18 protein-coding genes and 1 pseudogene are annotated in these 19,085 nt (G+C 64.2%); 12 read left to right on the forward strand and 7 right to left on the reverse strand.

The genetic code is table 11. The features are described from left to right. The first annotated feature begins 124 nt into the window (after positions 1–124). The 4 genes from ACFR9U_RS08825 to ACFR9U_RS08840 all read left to right on the forward strand — a co-directional run bounded on the left by ACFR9U_RS08825 (position 125) and on the right by ACFR9U_RS08840 (position 4,395). Entirely contained in the window at positions 125–1,402 is a 1,278-nt protein-coding gene (locus tag ACFR9U_RS08825) for an MSCRAMM family adhesin SdrC (RefSeq protein ID WP_247375216.1), read from the forward strand. 152 nt (positions 1,403–1,554) lie between these two features. Further along, on the forward strand, positions 1,555–2,574 hold the full coding sequence (locus ACFR9U_RS08830) for an ABC transporter permease (RefSeq protein ID WP_247375212.1): 1,020 nt from the start codon (positions 1,555–1,557) through the stop codon (positions 2,572–2,574). A gap of 43 nt (positions 2,575–2,617) precedes the next feature. Further along, a complete protein-coding gene (locus tag ACFR9U_RS08835; RefSeq protein ID WP_247375209.1) occupies positions 2,618–3,328 on the forward strand; it encodes an ATP-binding cassette domain-containing protein in 711 nt (236 codons plus the stop codon). Between the two features lie 110 nt (positions 3,329–3,438). Next, the gene (locus ACFR9U_RS08840) at positions 3,439–4,395 is read left to right on the forward strand and encodes a ferritin family protein (protein WP_247375206.1); all 957 of its coding nucleotides are present in this window, start codon (positions 3,439–3,441) and stop codon (positions 4,393–4,395) included. On the opposite strand, the gene ACFR9U_RS08845 is transcribed toward ACFR9U_RS08840, so the two are convergent. Further along, a complete protein-coding gene (locus tag ACFR9U_RS08845; protein ID WP_247375204.1) occupies positions 4,392–5,858 on the reverse strand; it encodes an amidase in 1,467 nt (488 codons plus the stop codon). The two genes, ACFR9U_RS08840 and ACFR9U_RS08845, sit on opposite strands and share 4 nt — an antisense overlap. A 187-nt stretch (positions 5,859–6,045) precedes the next feature. Between ACFR9U_RS08845 and ACFR9U_RS08850 the strand changes: the two genes are divergently transcribed. Further along, positions 6,046–6,729, forward strand: a complete 684-nt coding sequence (locus ACFR9U_RS08850; RefSeq protein ID WP_247375201.1) for a hypothetical protein — start codon at positions 6,046–6,048, stop codon at positions 6,727–6,729. A gap of 76 nt (positions 6,730–6,805) precedes the next feature. On the opposite strand, the gene ACFR9U_RS08855 is transcribed toward ACFR9U_RS08850, so the two are convergent. Beyond that, entirely contained in the window at positions 6,806–7,834 is a 1,029-nt protein-coding gene (locus ACFR9U_RS08855) for an NAD(P)/FAD-dependent oxidoreductase (protein ID WP_247375199.1), read from the reverse strand. Positions 7,835–8,068: 234 nt separating this feature from the next. Between ACFR9U_RS08855 and ACFR9U_RS08860 the strand changes: the two genes are divergently transcribed. Further along, positions 8,069–8,668: a DUF7110 family protein gene (locus ACFR9U_RS08860; RefSeq protein ID WP_247375195.1), complete on the forward strand. Its 600-nt coding sequence runs from the start codon at positions 8,069–8,071 to the stop codon at positions 8,666–8,668. 60 nt (positions 8,669–8,728) lie between these two features. Here the strand turns inward: ACFR9U_RS08860 and ACFR9U_RS08865 are convergent, their stop codons facing one another. Then, positions 8,729–8,980 carry a hypothetical protein gene (locus tag ACFR9U_RS08865; RefSeq protein ID WP_247375193.1) on the reverse strand — a complete coding sequence of 84 codons (252 nt, stop codon included), beginning with the start codon at positions 8,978–8,980 and terminating at the stop codon, positions 8,729–8,731. A gap of 145 nt (positions 8,981–9,125) precedes the next feature. On the opposite strand from ACFR9U_RS08865, the gene ACFR9U_RS08870 reads away from it, so the two are divergent. Continuing rightward, positions 9,126–10,094: a phosphoadenosine phosphosulfate reductase family protein gene (locus tag ACFR9U_RS08870; protein ID WP_247375190.1), complete on the forward strand. Its 969-nt coding sequence runs from the start codon at positions 9,126–9,128 to the stop codon at positions 10,092–10,094. Positions 10,095–10,258: 164 nt separating this feature from the next. Here ACFR9U_RS08870 and ACFR9U_RS08875 read toward each other — a convergent pair whose 3' ends face one another. The 3 genes from ACFR9U_RS08875 to ACFR9U_RS08885 are packed head-to-tail and all read right to left on the reverse strand — an operon-like array spanning position 10,259 to position 12,674. Continuing rightward, entirely contained in the window at positions 10,259–10,651 is a 393-nt protein-coding gene (locus ACFR9U_RS08875; RefSeq protein WP_247375187.1) for a DUF8147 domain-containing protein, read from the reverse strand. Between the two features lie 44 nt (positions 10,652–10,695). Further along, on the reverse strand, positions 10,696–11,115 hold the full coding sequence (locus ACFR9U_RS08880) for a VOC family protein (RefSeq protein ID WP_247375185.1): 420 nt from the start codon (positions 11,113–11,115) through the stop codon (positions 10,696–10,698). Between the two features lie 59 nt (positions 11,116–11,174). Beyond that, entirely contained in the window at positions 11,175–12,674 is a 1,500-nt protein-coding gene (locus ACFR9U_RS08885) for a DUF790 family protein (protein WP_247375182.1), read from the reverse strand. Between the two features lie 89 nt (positions 12,675–12,763). Between ACFR9U_RS08885 and ACFR9U_RS08890 the strand changes: the two genes are divergently transcribed. Next, entirely contained in the window at positions 12,764–13,180 is a 417-nt protein-coding gene (locus ACFR9U_RS08890; protein WP_247375180.1) for a hypothetical protein, read from the forward strand. Positions 13,181–13,241: 61 nt separating this feature from the next. On the opposite strand, the gene ACFR9U_RS08895 is transcribed toward ACFR9U_RS08890, so the two are convergent. After that, the gene (locus tag ACFR9U_RS08895; protein ID WP_247375177.1) at positions 13,242–14,576 is read right to left on the reverse strand and encodes a DEAD/DEAH box helicase family protein; all 1,335 of its coding nucleotides are present in this window, start codon (positions 14,574–14,576) and stop codon (positions 13,242–13,244) included. A 112-nt stretch (positions 14,577–14,688) separates the two neighbouring features. Here ACFR9U_RS08895 and ACFR9U_RS08900 point away from each other — a divergent pair, with 112 nt between their 5' ends. From ACFR9U_RS08900 to ACFR9U_RS08915, 4 genes and pseudogenes are all read left to right on the forward strand, one after another. After that, entirely contained in the window at positions 14,689–15,426 is a 738-nt protein-coding gene (locus tag ACFR9U_RS08900; protein ID WP_247375173.1) for a nucleotide exchange factor GrpE, read from the forward strand. Positions 15,427–15,606: 180 nt separating this feature from the next. Beyond that, positions 15,607–17,523, forward strand: a complete 1,917-nt coding sequence (dnaK, locus tag ACFR9U_RS08905; RefSeq protein ID WP_247375170.1) for a molecular chaperone DnaK — start codon at positions 15,607–15,609, stop codon at positions 17,521–17,523. Positions 17,524–18,075: 552 nt separating this feature from the next. Then, positions 18,076–18,474: a DUF5518 domain-containing protein gene (locus ACFR9U_RS08910; RefSeq protein WP_247375153.1), complete on the forward strand. Its 399-nt coding sequence runs from the start codon at positions 18,076–18,078 to the stop codon at positions 18,472–18,474. Between the two features lie 152 nt (positions 18,475–18,626). Beyond that, positions 18,627–19,082: pseudogene (locus tag ACFR9U_RS08915) on the forward strand (bacteriohemerythrin); the annotation flags it as partial. Positions 19,083–19,085 lie beyond the last annotated feature (3 nt).

Below are 19,085 nucleotides of genomic sequence, written 5' to 3' on the forward strand. Positions count from 1 at the left end.
CATCTTTATTCGTCCACATGCAGCTATCAGGTATGCAGCACATCCGTTTCTCAGATACGTTTGCCGTCCCGTCCGCTCCCCACCCGCAGTGGTGTGACGCTCGCTTCCGAACGGAGGTGGCGTGATGGCGATCACCGAGACGCTCCTCGCGAATAAACTGCAGGTCGTGATCGCTGGCATGGTCGTCATCGGCGGTGCCGGGGCGACGTACGTGGTACTCGACGGTGACCTTCCGTTCCTGGGTGAAGACCAGATGGCCGACAAAGTCCCCGAGGACGTCGACGTGGTGATGTACATGGATCCCGACGTCGCCGAAGACCAGACCACGAAGGAACTCGTCAACAGTCTCATCAACATGTCGAAGGAACAACAGGGTGAGCTGTACACGGGGCCGGACAGTTACGAGGAGATGATGGCGAACACCTCCTCGAACACGTCGCTGGAGATGGACAAGCTCAACAGCGTCATGATGTACGGGAAGTACCCTGACGCGAGCGAGTCCGCGAGTACAGGTCTCCCCGACGACAGCTACGCCGGGTTCGTCATCGACTCGGAGTGGAGCGAAGAGAAATTCATCGACGAGACCGATTCGAACGGCACCGAGTACGCGGAAGACGACTACGAGGGCTACACGATCTACAAGCAAGAGAACGTCTCGGAGGACGAGGACCGGGGCTGGATCGGCGTGCTCGCAGACGGCCAGTACGTCGTCGGATCGGAGGACGCGGTCAAGGACGCCATCGACGTGGACCGCGGTGAGATGGACGCGTTCGACGGCGACCTGCGGACCGCCTACGACGACACGCAGAGCGGTGAGAACACGTACATGAAGTTCGCTGCGACGTTCCCGGACGAGGAGAAACTGAACCAGACTGGAACGGGCGTGACGAGCGACCAACGGTTCGAGTCAGTCAAGAGCATCTCGGTCGTGTCCGGGTCGTACTACACGGCAGAGGACGATATCGGGATGCAGATGCGCATGGAGACCGGCGACGAGAGCGACGCTGACGACGTCGCCGCTCTGGTCAAGGCCGGCGTCGTCGGAGCCGAACAGTTCACACAGTCAAACGAGACAAAAGCCCTCCTCAACGACGTGAACGTCGAACAGGACGGGACGGCAGTGAAGATGACCTTCGAGAGCGACGTCGACACGATCGTCGACGCGTGGAAAGCCGCGATGGAGGAGTGGGGCGGGATGTACGGGAGTAGCTACGGAACCGACTTCGACACCGACACTGACTCCGGCTACGACTACGAAACCGGCTCGGAGTACGACCTCGACTACGGCTCTGACTCCGAGACCGATTCCAGCTACGAGAGCGAATCCGACTACGGATCTGAGTCCGGGTTCGGCGACGACGTCCCGACGGAAACTGCCACGCCTGTCGGGAGCGGGACCTAAGTGACACGGGTTCGGGTCTGCCGCGATGGAGGCGCCCGGTCCTGATTCCGAGCGCAACACCAGGCTGAAGTCCCCTGGCTTCGTCCCCAAGCGTAGTCTCGATGAATATTCTGTCGCTCTTACGGAAGGAGGTGCTCTGGAGCCGGCACCGAATGGTGACGCTCCTCTTTTTGCTCCTCTTGCTGCCGGGCTTTTTCGCTCTCACGACCGTCGTCTTCGAGACGGTCGTCCCCGAGGACGCCCCGATCGCCGTCGTCCCGGAGAACGAGACCGTCTCCGAGGACGGCCTGACGATCATCGAGGGTGGCGCAGCCACGTTCTCCGACCCGCAGCGCTACGAGAACAAGTCCGCGGCGATGACCGCACTCCGACGGGAGTCGGTGTACGCGGTCCTGGAGGTGCCGCCCGGCATTCTGGACGAGAACACGGAGAACGCCACGTTTTTCCTGTACATCGACGGGAGCATGGTGCCGTTCAAGGAGCCGTCGAAGGCCATCCGGAGTATCATGGCGTTCTATCTCGACCGGAACCTGCCGGCCGACATTTCCGTCGAGCGGGAGGTAGTCGGCCAGCAGCACACGCTCTCGGAGTATCTCGTGCCCGTGTTCTTGATGGGGATCGTCATGCTGTTCGCGTTCACGTACCTCCCCTACAACCTGGCCAGGGAAGCCGACGTGCTCGAACGGTTACTGGTCGAAACCTCGATGGACGCGGTGGTCGCGACCAAGATCCTCTACATGACGCTGCTCATGCTGGTCCCGATCTCGGCGTTCTACGGGGCGGCGTGGCATCTGGGCTACACCGTGACGTTCCTGTCGCTGGCGGTCGTCGGCGTCTTCCTGTTGACGTTCGTCTACCTCTCGGCGATCAGCGCGAGCATCATGATCCTGAGCGACTTCAGCACGCTCGGTCGGTTCGTCAACGTCGCGGTCATGTTCGCGTTACTGACCTTCTCCAGCATCGTCTACCCGGTCGGGTTCTTCTCGCCGCTCCGCAAAGAGATCGCTCGCCAGATCCCCCTGCACTACTCGATGATCGTCGCGCGAAGTCTGACGCTGAAGGACCTGCACGTCGGACTGTTCGCGGACTGGCTGCTCGCGCTGCTGGGGTTCACTGCGGTGACTGTGCTGCTGTTGAAACTCTCCATCGAACGCTACAAACGGACGATCTGAACATGGGAGACGAGCTACCACCCCCGAGAACGGAGGTCGTGCAATGGCAGTAGTCGAACTCCGGAACGTGACCAAGCGCTACGACGACGTGACGGCCCTGACGGGGGTGGACCTCACCGTGCAGCAGGGCACCTTCCACTGCCTCGTCGGCCCGAACGGGTCCGGGAAGACCACCCTGTTTCGGACGGTGTTGGGACTGACGACGCCAACGAGCGGCGAGGTGTCGCTCCCGGACGGACGGATCGGCTGCGGGTTCCAGCGGGCGAACTTCTACCGGGGACTGACGGTCGCGGAGAACCTCTCGGTGTTCAGTGCGCTGGTCGGCGCGACCGACGACGCGTGGCGGGCGGAACTGGTGACGACGCTCCGGCTGGATCGCGTCATGGATCGGAGCGCGGCCGAGCTATCCGGGGGGTTCGCGAAGAAACTCGACCTGGCGCTGGCGCTGCTCGACAAGCCGGACGTGCTCTTCCTGGACGAACCGCTCGGCGACCTGGACGACGTGTCGAAGAACCGCTTGCTCGACTTCCTCGGCGAGTACCGCGACGCCGGCAACGCCGTCGTCGTCTCGACGCACCATCTCACCGAGTTCGACCCGCTGGTCGACCACCTCACGGTGCTCTACGACGGCGACGTCGTCGTCGACGCCGACCGCGACGCTCTCTCGCTCGGCGAGCGCGACACGCTCCACGAACTGTACGTCGATCGCATCATGGCACTGGAACGCGGCGAGTCCAGCGCAGACAGCGAGTGACGGCCGCAGTCACGTCTCCTCACTGATGCCTTTCTTCGACGGAATAAATGGCCGTAATTTTTAGGGGGTAACAACTACCCTGTGGCCGTGGTGTTTGTGGACGACCCACAATGACACAGGTGGAGGACACCAGTCGATCGATGCGACTGGACAGGGAGTCGTTCGCACAGGGGTACTTCGAGAACGCGGTGTATCGGCACTGGGGCCCGTACGAGGACGTCCCGGAAGCGGATCTCGAAGCGGACCTGGAGAAGTTCGTCGAGGACGAACCGACCGAAGCGGAGTTCGACGAGTTCAGGACGACCATCGCGCTGTTCGGGGCGGGCGAGGAGGCGGTGACGGAGGACCTGATGCCGCTGGGGCTGGCGCTCGACGACATCGACAAGCAGATGTTCGTCTCCAGCCAGATCTACGAGGAAGCCAAACACACGCAGTTTTTCGATCGGTACTGGCGCAACGTCATCGACCCGGTGGCCGAAGAGCTGGGGTACGAAGTGACGTCGCCGACCGACCAGCGCTACTTCGGCGAAGCCTACGTCAAACTCTTCGACAAGAACGAGGCGGCGATGAACAGACTGCTGGAGGCGGACACGCCCGAGAACCGCGCGAAGGCGTACTGCCACTACCATCTCGTCATCGAGTCGGTGCTGGCTCAGACGGCCTACTTCGGACTTCAGTCGTCGTTCAGCGACTCGGGATCGGACGAGGTGGCGCTCCGGGAGTTCCCGAACTTGAACGGTCTCGTCGGCGGCATCACGAAAATTCGCAGCGACGAGGGCCGCCACGTCGGCTTCGGGATGAACGAGGTTCGGCGGCTGATCCACGACGAGGGCGTCGATCCAGAGATCGTCCAGGACACGCTCCAGAGCCTGATGCCCCACGTCGCCGGCATCGTCCAGAGCGCAGCGAACGTCGCGACCGACCCCGTGCCGCTCGTCGAGTACTCGCGAGACAAACTCACCCGGCGCGTCGAAATCCTGACCGAGTCGGACGCGGCGGTCCCGCCGGTCGACGAACTCGTCAAGATCGAGGGCGCCGACGACGCCGGGGCCGCCAGCGACGACTAATTCCCTCGGGCGCCCGGGTAGTCGTCGGCCCAGGGATTCGCTTCCTCGAACGCGGCCGCGATGGCGAGGAGGTCGTCCTCGGCGTACCGCGAACCGACGAGCTGGAGGCCGATGGGCAGTCCGTCGTCGGTCAGTCCAGCGGGCACTGACATCACCGGGTGACCGGTCATGTTGAACGGCCAGGTGAGTCCCCAGTCCATCGGGAGCCCGCCGGCGGACTCGCCCTCGATCTCGGTTGGGTAGGGTTCGTCGTGCGTCAGGGGCGGCGTCGCGAGTGCCGGCATCACCAGCGCGTCGTGGTCGGCCAGCACTGCCTCGACGGCGTCGTAGAGTTCCGTCCGAATCGTGTTCGTGTCCAGGTACTCGTCGGTGTCGTAGCCCTGCCCCATCGTGACCGTGCTGACGAACGAGGGAGAGAGGTCGTCGGCGGCCGCGCCAGTCACGTCGATCCCGTGTTCTCTTTTGAGGATGCGGGCGCCGCGGGCGAACTGCGGAGCGGCGGTCGTTCCGTACGCATAGGTCAGGTCGCCCTTGTCCGGCCCTCCGAACGTGATGTCTGCGACCGAGACGCCGGCGTCGGCAACCGCATCGACGGCGTCGCGGCAGACCGCCCGGACTGACTCGGCCACGGGAAAGGTGTCGAGGTCGGGCGTGAACGCCAGGCTGTACTCGTCGGCTGGCCGGTCGGTCGCGGCCTGGTAGTCCACGTCGGGGGCCGGGACGCTGAAGGGGTCGACGTCGTCCTTGCCGACCATCACCGAGAGCATGAGCGCCACGTCGTCGACCGTCCGGGCCATCGGGCCGAGCACGCCGAACGGGGTGTGGGAACTGAATGCGTCCGGACGGTCGTCGTGCGGAACCAGCCCGTAGGTCGGTTTCACCGAGACCACGTGACAGCAGGCCGCCGGATTGCGGAGCGACCCGCCCATGTCCGATCCCGTCGCCAGTGCACAGAGTCCGTCTGCGAGGGCGGCCGCGCTCCCGCCCGAGGACCCGCCAGCGTTGCGTTCTCCCTCGGGATCGAACGGCGTCGGCGTCGGGCCGAGGAGTTCGTTGTCCGTGCGCATCGTATGGCCCAGTTCAGGGGTGTTCGTCGTTCCGAGGACGATCGCCCCCGCGGCTTCCAGCCGCTCGACGACGAGCGCGGTTTCGGTCGCGACGTTGTCGGCCAGTGGTTTCAGTCCCTTCGTGTTCGGGACGCCCGCTTTTGGCTGGTGAAGGTCTTTGATCGCGATCGGGACGCCGTGGAGCGGTCCGAGGTCGGCCCCTTCTTCGATCGCCTGTTCGGCTTCACGCGCCCGTTCGCGCGCTTCGTCCTCTAACACGGTAACGTAGGCGTTCAATTCCTCGTTTCGGTCGGCGATACGGTCGAGGTACGCGTCGACGAGATCGACGGGCGAGCGCTCCCCCCTTCGGACGGCCCCGGCGAGGGCCGTCGCGGACTGGAACTGGATGTCCGTCATGCTGCTAGCCCGGGCGTGGGTCATTGTAATCGTTACCCAACAACAGACTCGTTTGCGCCAGTTCCGAACGCGAGGTTGCCGATCTGTTTCTCGCTGGTGTCCGGTCGTTGTAATAAACGTCCTTCGATAGGAGGGGTTGGTTCAAACGTCGTTCTCCTGGAAGAAACTGACACGACGGGGAACGATAATGTACGATACGGGGATCTTCGCGAAAAGCACTGGTGCATCGCTCGGTGTCGTTGCTGTCGTAGGAACGCTCTTTCTGAGCACGGGCGTGGCGTTTGCAGTCCCGATCTCGGGCATCGGCGGGTTCCGAATCCAGGCAGACAGGATCGCCGGCGACGACTTCATCCTCTACCCGGGAAGCGGCGACGCCGAGAACCACTCGAACTATCCACAGGGTGTCGCGGAACTCCGCGAGGTCGAGATCGAAGAGTTGCGACTCGGCAAGCGATTCAACCTCGATCAGTACGGCATGCGGGGGAACGCGCGCCTGGTGATAACCGCCGGGTCGGACGGCGCCAACGTGACGACTGGCCAGTTGCTCCTCAAGACGCCGGCGCTGAGCGCGGAGACCGTCGTGTTCAACGGTATGACCGTGTCCGAGCGGAACGTGCCGGACAGCAGGCACGGATTCAGCCGGATAATCACGCTCCGAACGCACGACGAACCGACTCGCAACGGGACGAACGCCGACCTTCCTGGTGGCACGCGACAGATCGAACTGACTGGCGGGTCGAATCCCGGTCTCCAGATGCGATACGCGGACATCCGCGCGACCTACCTGGCGACCAATCGGATTACGCTCCCGAACCTCGGACTCGAAGTCCAGTACGACCCCGACGAGGACCGCATCTACGAGTACGGGTGACGTGCGGACAACTTCGAGTTTCTCGTGGTCTCTTCACACTGACCATCGGTCTGAGACGGAAGGAGAGAACGGGTGTTTAGTCGTCCGCTGACGCCTCGCTATCGCGGCGGTGGGCGCGCGCTCGGCCGCGGAGTCGATCGGACATCCCCGGTGCGTCGGCGTCGTCGATCCCGCCCTGTGCTTCGATTTCGTCGAGCGACATCGGGAACGTTCGGAGGCCGTAGTGGATGTCGATGCCGGCCTTCGCACCCTGGCCCATGGCGACCGGAATCTGGTTGTGGCCGGGGACGACGTCACCGACTGCCCAGACGCCGTCGACGCTCGTCGCGCCGTGGTCGTCGACTGCGATCGTTCCGTCGTCGTTCAAGTCGACGCCGAGTTGCTCGGCGAGGTCGGTGTTGTACTCGGAACCGTACATCGCGAAGCCACCGCGATACTCCTCGAAGGTCCCGTCCTCGAAGACGAACCCTTCGAGCCAGCCGTCGTCGCCGTTCTCGACGGCCTCGATGTCGGCGTCGAACACCTCGACGGGATGGGCTTCGACCTGCCGTGCGGTCTCCTCGCTCCAGGTCGGCTCGTGCCCGCGCGTGAGGATGTCGACCTCGTCGGTGAAGTTGAGCATGATCATCGCGACCTTCGCGGCGGCCTCGCCGTGACCCATCACGTAGACGGGCTCGTCGACGAACATGTAGGCGTCGCAGTGGAGACAGTAGTGGAGGCCGCGGCCCGTGCGCGGGAGCGGCGGCTCGGGGCGCTTGTCGCTGAATCCCGTCGCGAGGACGACCCGGTCGGCGACGGCGGTGACGTTCCCGGCTTCGAGCCGGAACCGACCGTTTTCGGTCCGTTCGGCGCTGGTCACGAAGTCCTGGTGGTAGTCCGCGCCGTAGCCCTCGATCTGGTCGATCGCTGCCTGGAGCAACTCGTTGCCCGAGACGTCCTCGGTCGTGCCGATGACGTTGTGCGTCTCCTGCATCATCGCCGCGCGTCCGCCACCGCGGTTGATGACTGCCGTGTCGTGTCCCAGCCGCGTCGTGTAGAGTGCCGCAGTCAACCCGGCGGGGCCTCCACCAACGACGACGACCTCGTACTCCTTGGTATCGGTCATACGTATCCTAGAACGGTGGCCGTACTAAACTTCTCCCGTAACCTGCACGTTACCGCTTTCGCTACCCCTGGTCGACTCCCCTCGAGGCCACCGAAAACAGGGCCTCTCTGTGTGGCTGGAGTTAACACGATACACAGTTTACAGGCTTCACAGGAAGGACAGGCCATATATGGTAGGGGTGCGTATATCCCAGTGAACAGCCCGGTGTCAGCCGACCGCCACTCATTCCAAATCATGACCAGCCGCGTATACAGACTTCATTCGACACTTGAATTGCCGCTGGAAGACGTCTACGAGTATTTCGAGGATCCTGAACTCCCCGTGGAGATGCAGGACATCGACATCACTCGTCGCAACAACACGCTCATCATCAGTGCTGTCGCAGCCGACGAGAGCATGAGCAAGTACACGCCGACGGCACAGCTCAAAGCCAGCATCACAGAAAATCGGGTTTACGAAGAGGAACCCGAAGACGGTCCGGGCGGTCCGGGTGGTCGGAGTGGTGGTGGCACAGGCCCGCAGTGGGGCACGCTCGAAGAGGAAGAAGAGGAAATCGAGTCAGAGCTCGTCGAGTACGCTTGCTTCAAGGGCGATCGCGAGACCGTCCTCCAGAACACAGCACTTCAGTACCCGATGTTCGAGGTCCTCTGTGGTATCGCAACGATCGCAGAGAAAGGGACGCTCACGGCCGTTTCCGCCGTCGATGGCGAACTCCGAGCCACTCGCATCGTCGACGGCGAGAGACGACCCGCCTCCATCAACGTCGTCGAGGAACCGAAAGACGACGAACAGGGCGGCGGCGTCAACTGGCGCGACAACAAGTTCATCAGCTAACTGCAACGGACTGATCTCGTCCATCTTCTGTGCATCAAGAGCCCCAGCGGTGGCGCTCGCTCAGGAAGGCCGATGCCGGAAGGAGACCACTGTTCCCATCCTGTCCTGCCCGTCGACGGATTCGGTGGTGACGTTCAGCGCGAGCATGTCCTCGTCGTCGACGACGGCCGTCGCGATCGAGCGCAGGGCCGACGCCTCGGCGTCCTCGTCGAGCACGACCACCCGGATCGTCTCGCGATTCGCACTGATCTCGGCGACGTCGTACCCTTCGTCTTCGTAGGCCGTTCGCAGCTCGTCGTGCAACTGGCTCATACCCAGAGTGACTATGGCTAGTGCCTAAAACCCACAGGCCGACGTGGGGTCCGGGACTGCCGAGACACTCGTGTCGTGCGATAACACGGCACTCGACTGGCAGGCCGAAAAACACTTACCGCACCTAATTATATCTCATTACACCATGTCAGAGTTCCCGGAGTACCTGGACGTGGATTACGAGGACGGCGACGGCGAAGACCCGGCCGACTATCCGACCATCCAGGACAAAGTCGAGAAGGCGATCGAAGTCACCCGCCAGGGACTCGAACAGTACGAGAACCCGGCTGTCATGTGGACCGGTGGGAAGGACTCGACGCTCACGCTGTACTTCATCAAAGAGGTCGCCGAGAAGTTCGACCTCGACGTCCCGCCCGTCGTGTTCATCGACCACTTCCAGCACTTCGACGACCTCCACGACTTCGTCGAGAAGTGGGCCGACGAGTGGGACCTCGACCTCATCTACGCGCGCAACGAGGACGTCGGCGAGTACGTCGACGAGCACGACCTGACGCCCGGCGACGACATCGAGATCAGCGACCTCTCCGAACACAACCAGCACCACATCCGCGACCTGCTCGAGTACGAGGAGGACACGTTCCCGTTCCTGCTGGACACCTACGTCGGCAACCACCTGCTCAAGACGGTTGCGCTGAACGACGCCCTCGAAGAGTACGACGTCGACGGCGTGATTTCGGGCGTCCGCTGGGACGAGCAGGAAGCCCGCGCCGACGAGACGTTCTTCTCGCCGCGCCACGACCCGGACATCTACCCCCCGCACGACCGCATCCAACCGATCCTGCAGTTCGCCGAACCGGACGTCTGGGACGCCTTCTGGCACTTCGTCGTCCCCGACACCGTCCCCGAGTTCCCGGACGACGGCTACGTCCCGCAGGCCGACGACGACCTGCCGAACGACCTGACCAAAGACGACATCCCGGTCAGCCCCAAGTACTTCGCCGGCTTCCGCTCGCTCGGCAGTGAAGTGAGCACCGACAAGTCCGCCGAAGAGCCTGCCTGGCTGCAGGACATGGAGAACACGACCGAGCGCGCGGGCCGCGCCCAGGACAAAGAGGACCTGATGGAGCGCCTGCGCGACCTCGGTTACATGTAGTACCTTTTTACTTCAGGGGGTTTCCTCGCTCGGCCTTAGGCGCTCGCTGCGGGAACCCCCTTCGTAAAAATCTACGCTAAAAACTGCTGCCGGTTCGTGCCTCCGGCACTCACCGGCAGTGAACCGGCGCGCTTCGCGCGCCGGATGCTTGCTGACGACAGCACCTATCGGCCGTGAGCTACAGCACCATTCGCCTGTCCGCTGTCGAACCAGAAATACGCAGCCGTGGCTGCGACGAGGCCGACGATGACACCGGCGACCAGAGCGATGACTGTCCCGGTGCCGAAGCCGCCCGCTGCACCAAAGAGGACGACGAGGAAGGCGACGCCGAAGGTCCCCAGCGAGAGGGCGACTCGACGGCGTCCGGGTCCGGCCGCGGGACCGAGCCCGAGGGTGACGACGGCTGCCGTCGTCACGCCGGCGACGAGCCCAACCGGAATCCCGACGAACAGCGAGAACTCGACGTACGGGGCGGCGAGTTCGGTCGCGAGGACGCCGACGACGAGGAACGCGGCGATGCCGCTCGCCACGACGAGCGCAACGTTACGGAGGCGCATACAACGGATAGACAACGCGCAACAATGACGTTTTGCCTGCGGTTCTACGTTTCCAGTATCTCCACGAGGTTCTCGTCCGGGTCGCGGACGAACAGGATGCGCGTCCCGCTCTCCGTCGTTTGCGGCTCGCTGATCGTCTCGACTTCGTCGGGCAGGGTCTCGTAGAACGCGTCGAGGTCGTCCACCGCGAGTCCGACGTGTTTCGCGCCGGGTTGGTTGACGTCGCCGCCCGTCGCGTCTTCACCTTCGGGCTCGTACTCGACGAGTTCGATGCGGGCACCGTCGCCGTCGAGGTGGGCGAAGTCCGCGCTGGCGTTCGCGACGCCGACGCCCGTCGCGAACTCCTCGCCACCGACGCTGAAGCGGGCGAGTACGTCGAGTCCGAGCACGTCACGGTAGAACGACACGGCGCGGTCGAGGTCGCTGACGGTGATGCCGACGTGGTGTGCGCTGAGGTCCTGCATATCTGTCCCTCCCGGGGAAAGCCGGAAAACCACTTCGTCTCCACTCGCCGCGGCGATACCTACTTCTCCCGGACGGTCCCACCGCTGAGACCCTCCCACTCGACGCGGTACCCGAGCTGAGCGAGCACCGCGCTGGCGTCGTCGATACCGTATTCGTCGAGCGTCGCCTCGACTGTTCCGAGATCCATTCCCGCCTCGATACTGTCGTCCAGTGCGTCCAGCACGGCCGGCTGAATCAGGGTTCTGCCGACCACCTCGTGCTCGGGAAAGTTCTTGCCTTCGAGGGCACTTTCACTGACGCCGAGGCGGTCGGCCAGCGTCTCGATGGCGATCGCGTCCGCGTCGGGCGTCACGTCGGCCGGCAAATCGGCAGCAGCGTGTGCAGCCAGTTCCTCTTCGTACTGTCGGAGCGCGTCACGGACGTCTTTGAGACGGACGCGTCCCGAGTACGGAATCGCACGGTGATCGCGGGCTTCGATGTCCTCCCCGACTCCGAGGGTCTCGTCGACGGCGACCAACATCTCGACGTCCTCCAGGTCGGCCAGCCGCGCGAGTTTCTTCTCGACGTACTCGGGCGTCCAGAAGCCCATGATCTCGAAGTAGATGCGAAAGTCGGCGTGTCGGTAGTCGAACGCGAAGTCCGGGATGACGACGTGCGCGCCGGCTTCCAGCGGTTCGGGCTCTCGCACGAGATCCCAGTCGAGGTCGAGCGACTGGAACCGCGCAGCGAAGTCGGCCTCGACGTCGCTGTCGTAGGTCACCTCGGTCACCGGTTCGACGCCCGGCACCGACACGTCCGCGTCGGTAAGCGTCATCTCCCGTTCGGTTCCGCGGTCGTCGATGGTCGCCGTCAGTCGCCAGTCGGCAGTCTTGGCGACGGTCCGGAGCAATCTGGCGAATCGGGTCCCGTACCGGCGGGTTCGACGAAACAGTGCGTCGGGTCCTGTCACCACGACCTCGCGGTCGCCGTCCGTCCGTCGGATCTCGTACAGCAACCGGAGTCGCTTGACCGCCGAGACGACTCCCTTTGGATCGGACGAGCGTACCCGAACTTCGGTCGCGTCAAAGAGGGCGGTCTGGGCCAGCGAGAGGTTGTACTGGGCGAGCAGTTCGTCGGGGCTCCAGCGCACGTCGAGACTCGTGAGGACCTGCCGCTGTTCGCGATCGGCGTAGAGGGCCGCTGCCACGTCACTCGCCGCGGTGCCGAGCCGGTCGGCCGCCCGTGAGAGTGCCTGCTCGCGGTCCGTCTCGGACGCGACACCGACCGACTCGGCGGCTGTGAACGCTGCTTCGCGAGCACGTCGCGGGTCGACGGGGGCCCGCGTCTCGAACGTCGCCTCGCGGTCGAGCAGTTTTGCGAATCCGCGGACGAGTTTGAAGTCGTCGGCGTCTCGTTCGAGGTCCGTGAGCGCGTCGTCGAGGTCGCTTCGCGGGTGGTCGACGTGGCCCTGGTACGTACCGATGACGCGGGCGGCGAGCGGGCGGTCGCTGTCGCCGGCGAACTGCGGCTGAAAGCCACCCCCCGCGCGGGACACTCTGAGCAGGTCCTTCGTCAGCACGGGCGCTACTCGGGTCTCGACGGGCAAAAGCGGACGGAAGGCACACGCGAGAGAGAAGATTCATACCGTCGCCGCGACACCCCTGGCGTATGCAGCGTCGACAGGTCGTCCGCTCGCTCGGCCTTCTGGCAGCGGGGGTAGCGGGCTGTTCGGAGGCGCCCGCACCGGCGCCGTCACCGCCGACTGGGACGCCGGCTGAGCCCGACGACGACGGCGGTGGTGGCGGGCTGACGACGCGCCGTCCCCTCCAGGTCCGCAACGATTACGCGATCAGTGAGAGCGCCGACGGTAACGTCCGCATCGACCTCACCGTCACGAACCCGGCGTCCGTCGACCGCATTGCGACCATCCGGGTCACGGCCAGCCTGGACGGCGACGAGATCGAACAGGAACAGCCCCTCGACCTCGGGAGCGGCGAGAGCACTGATCTCTCCTTCGTGTTCTCGTTCGACTACGACGCGTGGCGAGACAGCGCCACGTCGCTCGATTTTGCCTTCGACTACTGACTTCCCTCACCGACGCCGCTCGGCCACTCTGCTCCCGGCCGACCACGTACTGTGAGCGTCTTCACCGACGCCGCTCGGCCACTCGCTCCTCCGCCGTCTCACGACTCACAACCTCGTACAGGAGCGCCCGCTTCCCGTCCGCCTTCGGCCGAAGAATCCGTCCGAGCCGCTGGGTGAACTCCCGCTCGCTGCCGCTCCCCGAGAGCACCACCGCCACGTTCGCGTCCGGTACGTCGACCCCCTCGTCGAGCACGTTCGCCGTCACGACTCGCGAGTACTCACCGGCCCGGAACCGCTCGATGATCTCTCGCCGCTCAGCGGTCGGCGTCTCGTGCGTGATCGCCGGCAGCAGGAACCGCTCCGAAAGTCGATACACCAGGTCCGTCGACGCAGTGAACACGATGATCCGATCCTCGCGGTGCCGGGCGAGGATCGACTCGAGTTCCTCGACTTTCCGGTCGGCGCTCAGCATCACGTCCCGCGCCCGCTGCTTGGCGAGCAGCGCCTCTCTCGCCCGCGGATCGGTGCCCGACCGCTTGACGAGTTCCTGGTAGTCGCTGCCGCTCCGGAGCTGGATGTTCGACTGCGCCAGGTAGTCGGTGAACACCTCCTGATTGCGCTCGTACTCCGCGCGCTCCTCGGTGGTGAGCGACACCTCGATCCGCTTGATGTCGTAGTCCGCCAGGTGCTCGCCGGCCAACTCGTCGACGCCCACGCGGTGGACCAGTGGCCCGACGAGGTCTGCGACGGCTTCGTGGGCGTCGTCCGGGCGCTCGAAGGTGGCGGTCAACCCCATCCGCGCGGGTGCGGCGAGCAGCCGTGCGATCTCCCGATAGCCCTCGCCACCGAGGTGGTGGACCTCGTCGAAGAGCACGAACCCGAACGTATCACCCACCTCGTCGGCTCGCAGGTACGCCGAATCGTACGTCGAGACCGTGACGTCCTCGCGGCGCTGCTCGCCGCCGCCGAACTGCCCGATCGGGACGTCGAACTCCGCTTCGAGTTCTCGTCGCCACTGCTCCAGGAGGTCGATCGTGGGGACGACGACCAGCGTCGGCGTGGCCAGAGACTCGATGGCTTTGATCCCGATGACTGTCTTCCCGCTGCCGGTCGGAAGTTCGAGCACTCCCCGCTCGTCGTTGTCCCGCCAGGTCGACAGCGCGGTCTGCTGGTACCCCCGGAGTTCGTACGTCGAGGCGAGGTCGAGCGGTGGGAGATCGAGGACGCGGTCCTCGTAGGGGACGCCGCGTTCGTCGAGAGCGTCGCGGATGTCGCGATAGCGGAACCCGGGCGCACGGGCAGTTTTCGATCGCGGGTCGCGTTCGACGCCCGGTAGTCCGGTCGGCACGTCGCCGGCGAGACGGATGGTCCCTTCCTCGTAGGCGAGCCTCAGCACGCCCGTTCGTTCGGGAGTCGGTCAGATGAGTGTGTCGAGGTCCGCCGCGTACCTGCCAGTGGGAAGAGCCGCTTTCTGAACCCTTTTACCCGTCCCGGGCCTTCCCGGGAACATGAGCGAGCCGGACGCCTCCGAGACGGCGGACGATCAGACGGAGCCCGACGACGACGGTACAGCGAACGACGAGCAGTCAGCTGCCGAGGCGTCTTCCGGAGATGCGGACGCGCTCGACGACATTCTCGACGACGCGGACGTTCCCGAGGACGCATCACTCGACGAGATCGCTGACGCGGACGCCGCTGCCGACGCGGACCTGATCGAACGCATCCAGGACACCGACGCCGAGCAGTTGGCGACTGAGATCACCGCACTCCGGACGAAAGTCGCCTCGCTGGAGCAACAACTCGACACGACCGAGCAGGAAAAGGACGACCTCGAATCCCGGCTCAAGCGCACGCAAGCGGACTTCCAGAACTACAAGAAGCGGATGAAGAAACGCCGGGAAGAGGAGAAACAGCGCGCCACCGAAGACCTCGTCGAGCGGTTGGTCGAAGTTCGCGACAACCTCGTGCGCGCGTTGGACCAGGACGAGAACGCCGACATCCGCGACGGGATCGAAACGACGCTCCGGCAGTTCGACGAGGAACTCGAACGCGAGAACGTCGCCGAGATCAAGCCCGAACCCGGCGAGGAGGTCGACCCCCAGCGCCACGAGGTGCTCCTCCGCGTCGAGAGCGACCACCCGGAGGGAACGATCGACGAGGTTCACCGCCCCGGCTACGAGATGGCCGAAAAGGTAATCCGGACCGCACAGGTCACAGTTAGCGACGGGCCTGGATCGGACGGTTAGTCGGCCTGGAAACCGACGCCTAGCGGTCCGAAGAACGATTGATTTGCGGTACCTAATATAAGTCCCGGTCAGATCGCTGGACGGCGGTCGAAAACGCCGGACACGGCCGAACTGGGCCGTGGTCGGTCGTCACGAATCTAGCAACTTTTAACCGATTCAGACCGGTAGGGGATGATAACAATGGCGAGCAACAAGATTCTCGGTATCGACCTCGGTACCACCAACAGCGCCTTCGCGGTGATGGAGGGTGGCGACCCGGAAATCATCGTGAACAGTGAGGGAGACCGGACGACGCCCTCGATGGTGTCGTTCACCGAGGACGGCGAGCGGCTGGTCGGCAAGCCCGCGAAGAACCAGGCCGTCCAGAACCCGGAACAGACTATTCAGTCCATCAAGCGCCACATGGGCGAGGACGGCTACTACGTCGAACTCGACGGCGAGGAGTATACGCCCGAGCAGATCTCGGCGATGATCCTCCAGAAGATCAAACACGACGCCGAAGAGTACCTCGGTGACGAGGTGGAGAAGGCCGTCATCACCGTTCCGGCGTACTTCTCGGACCGCCAGCGCCAGGCGACCAAGGACGCCGGCGAGATCGCTGGCTTCGAGGTCGAGCGGATCGTCAACGAGCCGACCGCCGCGTCGATGGCCTACGGACTCGACGACGAGTCCGACCAGACGGTGCTCGTCTACGACCTCGGTGGCGGGACGTTCGACGTTTCGCTGCTCGACCTCGGCGGCGGCGTCTACGAGGTCGTCGCGACCAACGGTGACAACGAACTCGGTGGGGACGACTGGGACCACGCCATCATCGACTATCTGGCCGACGAGTTCGAGGAAGAACACGGGATCGACCTCCGCGAGGACCGCCAGGCGCTCCAGCGCCTGACCGAGGCCGCAGAGGAAGCCAAGATCGAACTCTCCTCCCGGAAAGAGACGACGGTCACCCTGCCGTTCATCGCGGCCGACGACGACGGCCCGAAGGATCTCGAACAGAAGATCACGCGCGCGACGTTCGAGTCGCTGACCGAGGACCTCGTCGAGCGGACGGTCGGCCCGACCGAGCAGGCGCTCGAAGACGCCGGCTACTCCAAGGACGACATCGACGAAGTGCTCCTGGTCGGTGGCTCCACCCGGATGCCCCAGGTTCAGGAGAAAGTCGAGGAACTCGCGGGCCAGGAACCCCAGAAGAACGTCAACCCCGACGAAGCGGTCGCCCTCGGCGCGGCGATCCAGGGCGGCGTGCTGGGCGGCGAGGTCGACGACATCGTCCTGCTCGACGTGACGCCGCTCTCGCTCGGGATCGAGGTCAAGGGCGGCCTGTTCGAGCGGCTCATCGAGAAGAACACGACCATCCCGACCGAGGAGTCGAAGATCTTCACCACGGCCGCGGACAACCAGACCTCCGTGCAGGTCCGCGTGTTCCAGGGTGAACGCGAGATGGCCGAGGAGAACGAACTCCTCGGGGAGTTCCAGCTGACGGGCATCCCGCCGGCGCCGGCCGGAACGCCCCAGATCGAGGTCGGCTTCTCCATCGACGAGGACGGCATCGTCAACGTCGAGGCAGAGGACAAGGGCTCGGGTAACTCCCAGTCCATCACCATCGAGGGCGGTGCCGGTCTCTCGGACGACCAGATCGAGCAGATGCAGGAAGAAGCCGAGCAACACGCCGAGGAAGACCAGGAGCGTCGCGAGCGCATCGAGGCGCGCAACGACGCCGAGGCTGCGGTCCGCCGCGCCGAGAAGCTCCTCGACGAGAACGAGGACGCCGTCGACGACGACCTCCGCGAGTCCATCGAGGACGCCATGGACGAGGTCGAGGAGACGCTCGAAGACGAGGACGCCGGCAAGGAGGAACTCCAGGAGGTCACCGAGAACCTCTCCGAAGAACTCCAGGAGATCGGCAAGCAGATGTACCAGCAGCAGGCCCAGCAGGCCGCTGGCGGCGCAGGCCCCGGCGGTGCCGCGGGCGCTGGTCCGGGCGGCGCTGGCCCCGGTGCCGGAGCAGGTCCGGGCGCGGGCGCAGCGGGCGCCGGTGCGGGTGACGAGGAGTACGTCGACGCCGACTTCGAGGACGTGGACGACGAGGACGAGTAACGCAAGTCGTCTTCGTCGGCTCGGAAGACGAACGCAGTGACGTCTTCCGGTGTTTCGAAAACCGACCGAAGGGAGGTTTTCGAGGGAAACGAAGACGAGGACTGAACGGACGAGTCTTCGTCGGCTCGGAAGACGAACGCAGTGACGTCTTCCGGTGTTTCAGAAAGCGAGCGTGAGCGAGCTTTCTGAACGGACGAGAACGAGTAACGCGAGTCGTCGCTCTCGTCGGCTCGATAGACGAGCGAAGCGAAGTCTATCGGCGTCTCGAAAACCGACCGAAGGGAGGTTTTTCGAGGGAATTGAAGACGAAGAGTAACAGACGAGTCCTCGCCAACACGTCAGAGATTCGCTCTGACGGCGTCTCGGAAAGTAACGCGACCGGAATCGCGCGCCCTATCTCTCTGCGCCTAACGGGCCGTGATGCGCCGTAAGTAACTGACTGCTTTTGGTAGCGTCGTCGAGCCAACCTGCCGCGCTCGTTACGGCTGACTGGCTGGCAAAACTATCAATTTAAAAACAATGTCTTTTGCTTGGCGGGTGGTATCGTCGCCCATGGACATCAACTGGCGTGCGGTGTTCGTCGGGTTCCTCGTGGCCGTAACGCTCGGACTGATCGTTTCGTGGCTGGTGCCGCCCACACAATCGACCGCGTTCGTGCACGTACTGCCGGGGTTGATCGGCGGCGCGGTCGCCGGATACATGGTCGCCGGGGTGGGTGACGGAGCCCTTCACGGCGGATTGGCGACGGTCTTCGGTGGGCTGCTCACCCTCGTCGTCTTGACCGTGTTTGCGGCCCTGTTCACTGGCCTGGTCTTCACCCTGGGGGCGTTCATCGTCGGTCTGGTCGTTCTGTTCGGCCAGGCGATTCCCGGTGCGATCGCCGGTGCCTTCGGTGGCTGGGTCAGCGGTCGGGCCGAGGCCCGCGAGACCCCGGCGACCGAGGCACGCTGAAGGAACTGAAGTCGCCCTTCGCGATCTCGACGAGACCGGCCGGAGCAATGGCACTCAACTCTCGCGCCGGGGTGGACGGCGTCGACTGCGTCGAGCAATTCTCACACTTTGAAAATCGGCCTCATTCACTATGGTCTGTATCTCCGACTGACCTGTCGAGGGATCTATCAGTGGCGCTCATCGAGTGGAACGAGACGAAGTACAGCACGGACATCGATCGCTTCGACGACCAGCACAAGCGACTGTTTTCGCTGCTCAACGACCTCCACGAGGCCATGGAGGAGGGGCGTGCCCAGGAAGAACTCGGGGACATCCTCAAGGAACTCGAAGAGTACACCGAGTATCACTTCGGGGACGAAGAGGAGTTCATGCAGGACTGTGGGTACGCGCGGGACTGCTCGGAGTGTTTCCACAACCACGAGGAGATGCACCAGAACTTCGCGTCGAAGGTGACCGAACTGCGAAAGAAGCACGAAGACGGCGAGTTCATCACGATGGAGGTACTGGAGTTCGCCCGCGACTGGCTCGACAGCCACATTGCGGGCGACGAGCAGGATCAAAGCTACGGCGAGTACTTCCAGCAGGAAGTCGACGAGTACGAGTTCGAGTGA

Source organism: Halorientalis brevis (genome assembly GCF_042678165.1).
Classification (GTDB): Archaea; Halobacteriota; Halobacteria; order Halobacteriales; family Haloarculaceae; genus Halorientalis; species Halorientalis brevis.